Origin of the sequence: Aquimarina algiphila, assembly GCF_007489275.1 — a bacterium.
Taxonomy (GTDB): domain Bacteria; phylum Bacteroidota; class Bacteroidia; order Flavobacteriales; family Flavobacteriaceae; genus Aquimarina; species Aquimarina algiphila.
The window spans coordinates 36,499-42,498 of record NZ_VLNR01000060.1 but is presented as its reverse complement, the minus strand read 5'-3'; the positions used below and the strand labels follow the sequence as shown (position 1 = coordinate 42,498).

Below are 6,000 nucleotides of genomic sequence, written 5' to 3'. Positions count from 1 at the left end.
GGGATTTAAAAATAGAATCTTATCAAAGATCACAGCAATGACCATTATTCAATATATCAATAGGTTTGAATTCAACAGAAATATAAACAACCTAAAAATTAATATTAACTAAATGCACAACGGGTTATATTAAATTATATTTCTCTTTTTAATTCAATTACAATTGATCAAAATATAAACTTCTGTTAAGCGTTTGCTAAAAAAACCAAGGTGAAAGTATTTTTATTACTAAATTCGCCACACGTTATATAACCGAATAAATCTTATGAGTACATTCAACTTTACCAAGTGGAATAAAATATCTGGATGGATAGTTTTTGCTATCGCATTATGCGTTTACGCAATGACAGTAGAACCGACCGCTAGTTTTTGGGATGCAGGAGAATATATTGCCACCGCTTCCAAATTACAAGTTGGGCATCCTCCAGGAGCGCCTCTATTTCAAATGATTGGAGCTTTTGCTTCAGTTTTTGCTTCAGACCCTACGCAAATTGCTCTAATGGTAAATATGACCTCAGCATTTGCCAGTGCCTTTACCATACTTTTTATGTTTTGGTCAATAACTATACTGCTCAAAAAAGTAATCGTAAAAGATGAAGAGTTCACACAAGGCAAAGCAATAGCGATATTAGGTAGTGCATTGGTAGGCTCATTAGCATTTACATTTACTGATAGTTTCTGGTTTAATGCTGTTGAAGCTGAAGTATATGCAATGGCCACTTGTATTTTATCTGTTCTTTTTTACCTTGGGCTATTATGGGAACGAGATATGCACACCCCAAGAGGAAATAAATGGCTTATTCTAATTTCTTTTATTGTTGGTTTATCATTTGGAGTTCACTTTATGGGACTATTATCTATCCCTGCAATTGGCTTATTGTACTACTTCAAAAATTACAAAGAAATCACCATAAAAAACTTTATCATAGCCAACATTGTTGTTGTTGCCATACTATTATTTATTTTCAAACTTTTATTACCCTCAACACTTAAGTTTTTTGGTGCAGCAGAAGTCTTTTTTGTAAATTCGATTGGACTTCCTTTTAATTCTGGAACCATCATTGCCGGACTCATCATAGCAACGGCTTTTTACTTTGCTATAAAATATACACGCAAGAAAAATTATGTGAAATTAAATACTTTATTACTGTGCGTTGTCTTTATTCTTGTTGGATTCTCGAGCTGGATCATGTTACCCATTCGAGCAAATGCAGGAACTGTAATTAACGAGAATAACCCCAATAATGCTAGGGAACTTCTAGCCTACTATAATCTTGAGCAATACCCAGAAACACATCTTTTTTATGGTCCGCAATTTACGGAAATCTATGCTGGCTTAGACGAAATCAACCCATACGAGGATGGTAAACCTAAATACGAAAAGGATATTAAGACAGGAAAATACATTATTGTCAATGATTGGAAAAATGCAAAACAAAATCTTGACGATGCGCATAAAGCCTTTTTACCAAGAATGTGGAGCACCGAACACATTAGCAACTATATGGAATATTCTGGTCCTATTAAATTTACTATAAAACCAGAATACCAAGGGGAAGAAGAATTACTAAAAGCAGTAACAGAGTTTAAAAGAGAGTATGCTACTGGAAAATTAGACAATGATGATTACAATAAATTCTTGCAATCATTTGGGAATTATATTAATGTAGAAAAACCTTCATTCAAAGATAATCTATATTACCTGTTTGACTATCAAATGGGGTATATGTATTGGCGTTATTTTATGTGGAATTTTGTTGGAAGGCAAGATGACAATCAAGGTAAGCTAACAGATTTAGAAGGGAATTGGCTTAGTGGAATTAAATTTATCGACGAGCTTCGATTAGGATCCCAGGACAACTTACCAGGGGATGCTCTTAAAAATAAAGCTCGAAATACATATTACTTTTTACCCTTGTTATTAGGGTTAATAGGATTTGTATTCATGCTACAGCGTGACAAGAAAAAATTCTGGGTCTTACTGGTCTTTTTCTTATTTACTGGATTAGCACTAAAAATATACCTAAACGAAAGACCTTTTGAACCCAGAGAAAGGGACTATGCTTTAGTTGGATCATTTTATGTATTTGCAATTTGGATAGGATTCGGGGTATACGCATTATTTGATTTACTCAAAAGTTATTTAAAACCAAAAATACTCGCTCCTGCCGTTACAGCAATTTGTCTATTAGCGGTACCGGTTCTTTTAGCTGCTCAGAACTGGGATGATCATGACCGCTCTAATAGATATACAGCACAAGCTATGGCTAAGATGTACCTGCAATCTTGTCAAAAAGATGCTATATTATTTACAATTGGGGATAACGATACTTTTGCACTATGGTATGCGCAAGATATTGAAGGTTATCGCACCGATGTACGGACAGTAAACACAAGTTTATTTGCAACAGATTGGTATATCGATCAGATGAAAAGGGCCGCTTACGAAGGAAAACCAATACCATCCCAACTTACCCATGAATTTTATAGGTTTGGTAACAATGATGCTATTTATTACAAACCAGTGACAAATGATACTATGCTTATCAAAAACTGGATGAGATGGATAGAAACAGATGACCCCAGAACCAAAGGAGATTTACAAAGCGGAAAAAAAGTAAATACATTTCCTACAAAACATATAAGAATCCCTGTAGATAAGGAAGCCGTTCTCAAAAATGGAATTGTAGCTCCAGAGGATGCAGATCTTATTGTTCCTTATATCGACATCCATCTAAAAGGAGATCTACTCTTCAAGAATCGTTTATTAATGTTAGACATGCTTGCTAATAATAATTGGGAAAGACCAATTTACTTTACAGGTGGAAGTTATGGAGATGATGATTTTTTATGGATGAAAGATTACCTGCAACTAGATGGTGTAACTTTTAAACTTGTACCCATACGCACCAAGGTAGATCCTCGTAACCCATTTGAAATGGGACGTATTGACACAGAATTAATGTATAAAAATGTTACTAGCTGGGATTGGGGAAATAGCAATGACCCGAATATATATCATGATCCTGAAACTAGAAAAAACGCGATTACGTATAGAAGTAATTTAGCAAGATTGGTAGAAGCATTAATTCGAGAAGACAAAAAGGACAAAGCCAAAGAAATTATAGATCTGGCAATGGACAAAATGCCTATCGAGTATTATGAATACTATACTCTTGTAGAACCCTATATTAGTGGATACTACGAGATAGGAGAAAAACAAAAAGCTCGTGATCTTTGGGAAAAATTAGCAAAAAAATACCAGGAGCAACTCACTTATTTTGGGAGCCTTGAGCTTAAAGATCAATACCGTTACGCAGAAGATATAGTAACAAATGTAGAACGTTATCGTAGTGTTGTTGATTTATTACTGATGAATCGAGACAGAGAAATGATTGAAGAAAAAGCGGATGAGTTTAATAAATACCTTGATCTATTTACAAGATTGTATTCTGAAGATGAAAAATACGATGATGATGAAGCTATCCGCAGACAAGAAGAAGAACTCATAAAGGAACTTCAAAATCAAGAAAAACCTTTAGACTCCTTAGATAGAGATAGTATATCAGACTAAATTATTAAAAGTGAGCTTTTTAAAAAGCTCACTTTTTTATTCAATATAATCGGTGCCAAAAATTCCCAACAAAACACCTCGGCTCGTCAAAAAAATTTTCCCTAAGTACATATGGGACTTTTGTCATATTAGTGAAAATAAAATCTATCTCACCTTTGATGATGGACCAATACCCGTGATTACCGAATTTGTGTTAGAACAATTGAACCGCTATAATGCTAAGGCTACTTTTTTCTGTATTGGAGACAACATAAAAAAACACCCTAAAGTTTTCAATTCTATCTTATCTCAAGGACATGCTATTGGAAATCATACCACAAATCACCTTAAAGCCTGGAAAAGTGATCATGACACATATATTCAAAACGTTATTGAATGTGAAGAAATCATAAAGAAACACAGTACATCTAATCAAAATACACAAAAGTTATTTAGACCTCCTTATGGACAAATAAGTCATTCTAAATTTAAAACATTAGAAAACTTAGGCTATCAAACAATCCTCTGGGATGTCCTATCAAAAGATTGGGAATTAAGCACATCTCCTGAAGAATGTTACCAAAATGTAATAGAAAGTGTAAGGCCGGGAAGTATCATCGTATTTCACGATAGCATAAAAGCATCAAAAAATCTTACAGTTACACTTCCAAAAGTACTGGAATATTTTACAAATAGAGGGTTTGTTTTTGAGGCTATTGAGTTTTAAACATACTCTTTCATAAGCCCAATAAGTGTATTTGCATCCTGCTCACCACTTTGTCGCCAAACCATCTCCCCTTCTTTATAAATCATTAATGTAGGAAGCCCTTTAATACGTAAAGCTGTAGCTAATTCTTCATTCTTATCTACATCTATCTTTACAACCTTTCCTTTATCACCAAGAGCAGCAGCCACATCTTTTAACACAGGGTGCATTGCAAGAGAGGGTTCATTCCACTCTGTATAAAAGTCCAACAGAACCGGAACTTCAATACCTATTATATCTCCAAACTTTGACATGTCCAAAAACTTTAATGTTTCAAGTCTCTATATTTTATTAAAAACAGACTTATAAACAATTGTAAATATAACACTTTCTACGAATTAAGCGGGCTTAGAACCTTTTCTCAATTCAATTACCGTAATCTCGGGCCATATACCCACTCTTCCAGGAAAAGCATGAAAACCAAAACCTCTATTTACGTTAAGATAACGCCCGGTCTCGTTATACATTCCTGCCCATTGTTTATACACATATTGCACGGGACTCCATCTCACAAATCCCGGAATTTCGATTCCAAATTGAAATCCATGGGTATGACCACTTAATGTAAGATGATAATGATCAGAATGTTTCTTTACTTCATATTCCCAATGCGAAGGGTCATGACTTAATAACACTTTAAAATCTTCTTTAACCACTTTTTCAGAAGCTTTATTCAAATCACCTGCTTTTTTAAAATTATGTCCCCAATTCTCTACTCCTATGACAGCAATTCGTTCTCCATCCTTCTCAACAAAAGCACTATCATTTAGTAACAGATTAAAATCGATTTTATTATGAATATCTTTTATCGCCTGAAAATTCGCATCTTTTTCTTCCTCACTATCCCAGGTAACATATTCGCCATAATCATGATTTCCCAGAACAGAGTATTTTCCATATTGAGGTGTTTTTATGCGCTTAAACGTATCAATCCAATCATCCATTTCCTTCGCCATAGTATTAACAATATCACCTGTAAATAAAAGAAGATCGGCATTTTGCTCATTGATCAAATCCACAGCATATTCAATTTTGGCAGGATCATCAAAACTTCCTGAATGAATATCAGAAATTTGGGTAATCCTAAATCCATCAAACGCTTTAGGAAGATCTTCAAAGTATAATACATGGCGTATTACTTTAAAGTTATATTTTCCTTTAAAAATCCCATGTAATAATCCAGCAAAAGGAATTGCCGCTACACCAAGCGCTAGCTGACTTATGAATTTTCTTCGATCAGGCAGATACTGAGTTGCTGTGCCTTCAAAAAAGGTATTTGTCAAATAATTATATCCTGCTACACAAGATCTAATAATATCTTCTCCAAATAGAAATAACACCAGAATGAGCTTCGGGACCAGGGTTAGTAATAATAAAGCACTAGCCCTTAAAGTATATTTTGTTGGCCCTACACTTCTATCATAATTTGCAAAAATATAAATCACATATCCTAAAATACATAACGACACAACAAAATATCCTATTTGTACCCAATTATTTTTTGTAATGGTCTTAATAGCTTGATAAGAATACACTTCTATAAGCATATATATGAAAATGGGGATCAACCAACGCATAGTTTATTTTTGTATTTCAATTACCAAACAAAACTATCTCTCCTTTTTAGTTCGACACTGTTTTTTAAGTAAAAATTAACGATAAATAAATTTTTAGCACTAAA

General features: G+C 33.9%; 4 protein-coding genes and 1 pseudogene. 3 read left to right on the top strand and 2 right to left on the bottom strand.

Annotation, left to right across the window (positions count from 1 at the left end; all coding sequences use genetic code 11):
- The 3 genes and pseudogenes from FOF46_RS32675 to FOF46_RS22735 form a co-directional block, all read left to right on the top strand.
- A pseudogene (locus FOF46_RS32675) lies at window positions 1-112 on the top strand (IS982 family transposase); the annotation flags it as partial.
- A gap of 153 nt (window positions 113-265) precedes the next feature.
- Window positions 266-3,574, top strand: coding sequence for a glycosyltransferase family 117 protein (locus tag FOF46_RS22740; RefSeq protein ID WP_143918035.1), 3,309 nt, complete (start codon window positions 266-268; stop codon window positions 3,572-3,574).
- Between the two features lie 52 nt (window positions 3,575-3,626).
- Complete coding sequence (locus FOF46_RS22735) at window positions 3,627-4,280, top strand: polysaccharide deacetylase family protein (RefSeq protein WP_143918034.1); 654 nt, start codon at window positions 3,627-3,629, stop codon at window positions 4,278-4,280.
- On the opposite strand, the gene FOF46_RS22730 is transcribed toward FOF46_RS22735, so the two are convergent.
- Both FOF46_RS22730 and FOF46_RS22725 read right to left on the bottom strand, forming a co-directional pair.
- Window positions 4,277-4,573 carry a thioredoxin family protein gene (locus FOF46_RS22730; RefSeq protein ID WP_109435652.1) on the bottom strand — a complete coding sequence of 99 codons (297 nt, stop codon included), beginning with the start codon at window positions 4,571-4,573 and terminating at the stop codon, window positions 4,277-4,279. The two genes, FOF46_RS22735 and FOF46_RS22730, sit on opposite strands and share 4 nt — an antisense overlap.
- A gap of 84 nt (window positions 4,574-4,657) precedes the next feature.
- On the bottom strand, window positions 4,658-5,866 hold the full coding sequence (locus tag FOF46_RS22725; protein WP_244299721.1) for a metallophosphoesterase: 1,209 nt from the start codon (window positions 5,864-5,866) through the stop codon (window positions 4,658-4,660).
- Window positions 5,867-6,000: the final 134 nt, after the last annotated feature.

Excerpts from the sequence above, each read along its gene's own strand:
- FOF46_RS22740 (WP_143918035.1), top strand. The coding sequence starts at position 266 with ATGAGTACATTCAACTTTACCAAGTGGAATAAAATATCTGGATGGATA.
- FOF46_RS22730 (WP_109435652.1), bottom strand. The coding sequence starts at position 4,573 with ATGTCAAAGTTTGGAGATATAATAGGTATTGAAGTTCCGGTTCTGTTG.
- FOF46_RS22725 (WP_244299721.1), bottom strand. The coding sequence starts at position 5,866 with ATGCTTATAGAAGTGTATTCTTATCAAGCTATTAAGACCATTACAAAA.